The sequence below is a fragment of the Psychrobacter sp. Ps7 genome (assembly GCF_022129225.1).
GTDB lineage: Bacteria > Pseudomonadota > Gammaproteobacteria > Pseudomonadales > Moraxellaceae > Psychrobacter > Psychrobacter immobilis_A.
Genome location: NZ_JADQAH010000076.1, coordinates 1 through 1,490, shown reverse-complemented (window position 1 = coordinate 1,490; position 1,490 = coordinate 1). Strand labels below are relative to the sequence as shown.

At 31.9% G+C, this 1,490-nt stretch carries 2 protein-coding genes; both read right to left on the bottom strand.

The features are described 5' to 3' along the window. Positions 1–33 precede the first annotated feature (33 nt). Positions 34–978: a UvrD-helicase domain-containing protein gene (locus tag I3257_RS14075; RefSeq protein ID WP_238050165.1), complete on the bottom strand. Its 945-nt coding sequence runs from the start codon at positions 976–978 to the stop codon at positions 34–36. 1 nt (position 979) lies between these two features. Beyond that, positions 980–1,429: a hypothetical protein gene (locus I3257_RS14070; protein WP_238050164.1), complete on the bottom strand. Its 450-nt coding sequence runs from the start codon at positions 1,427–1,429 to the stop codon at positions 980–982. Between the last annotated feature and the right edge of the window lie 61 nt (positions 1,430–1,490).

Below are 1,490 nucleotides of genomic sequence, written 5' to 3'. Positions count from 1 at the left end.
CTAAGCTATTTCAGGATATGGGCTGTATTTATTTTATTGTGAACTGACTATAGTTATGCCGAAATGCTTGGCAACTTTTGGTATGAAATCATTTAGATGTACAACCAAATCTAATTGAGTTCCATCAAAACATCTTCTAAAAACTCTAATATTTTCTGTATGTAATAATTCGCATTTACTTGAGAACAATCTATTTGCATAGTTTATGATTGAGGGGTGACAGCGGTAGTTAACATTGACAATATGATGCTCAAAATTTTCATTTAGTTGAATCAACTCAAGAATATATTTTGAACTGCTTCCTCTCCAAGCATATATTGATTGTTGTATATCACCTACAGCTGTAGCTTTTAAGCCTAAATATAAAAGCGTTAGAAAAAGTTGATGTTGAGGTTCTGACGAATCTTGATATTCGTCCACATACAGTGAACTATATCTAGCCTTTATGTATCTTCTACAAGATAGTGAATTGTTTACTGTATGGTTTGCAATAATACCAACTGCTTCAAGCAATACGAATCCGTTTTGATAGTGTTTTATGAATTCGTTATAATATTTTTCGTAATCAGCAGTCGTTAGATTAATGCCACTGTCATCTAAATTTGGTAGATAATGCTTGAAACTATCGTCTATATCCGCATATTTTTTACACTCTACTTCATTTACTTCACTACCAAATATTCGGTTAGCAAACGGATAAACAATTTCTGATAAACAAAAATGGTCTATAGTTCCAAAAAAACTCGACTTTAAATTAAAACCATCTTTACTACATCTTTCTTTTAACTCATTACTAGACTTTACCGTGAAAGTAATACCTATAATACCTTGAAAAGATTTTAGAGCTGGTATTTCCTTACGAATTTTTTCAACCATTATTGTAGTTTTGCCACTGCCTGGGCAAGCTGTTACAACAATATTTTTATCAGAATTAATTGCCTTAAGTTGAGTATCCGACAGAATAAAATTTTTACTCATGTTAGACCTCTGACTTGTTAATATGAGATAAACAATGTAATAGTGGCCTAGCTAAATCACTATTATTCATGCCTTTTAGGAAACACTTATACTTAGCCAGAAACTCTCTCATCCTAATCGCTTTTTTACTAGCTAAGAATTTCACGGCATCGTCAATGCTCTCTTTTCCAGAAAGCTCTAAAAGTTGTTCAGGTAGCTCTAGCGAGAGATCGTATTCCAAGTCTACCTTCGATAAATAAATACTATTTACATTCAAAATTGATGATATTTCAGACCAAGTACCATTCTCGTATAGGCTTTTAGATGTAGTATCAATGCCTAAATACTCTATTTTTTCTCTGCCTATCAAACTCAAACATCTATTTATACCTGCTGGATTTTTCCATTCTCTACCTGAAACTTTCATTTTTGACACATCATTATCGGTTCTTAAAACCCAAGGAATTTCCATTGCATCTATAGTCAAGTCTACTTAAAAGTGTTATAAACTAATTATCAAACCTAATTGTTAT

What these genes read in the sequence shown, in the direction of transcription:
- I3257_RS14075 (WP_238050165.1), bottom strand. Translation starts at nt 978, where the DNA reads ATGAGTAAAAATTTTATTCTGTCGGATACTCAACTTAAGGCAATTAAT.
- I3257_RS14070 (WP_238050164.1), bottom strand. Translation starts at nt 1,429, where the DNA reads ATGGAAATTCCTTGGGTTTTAAGAACCGATAATGATGTGTCAAAAATG.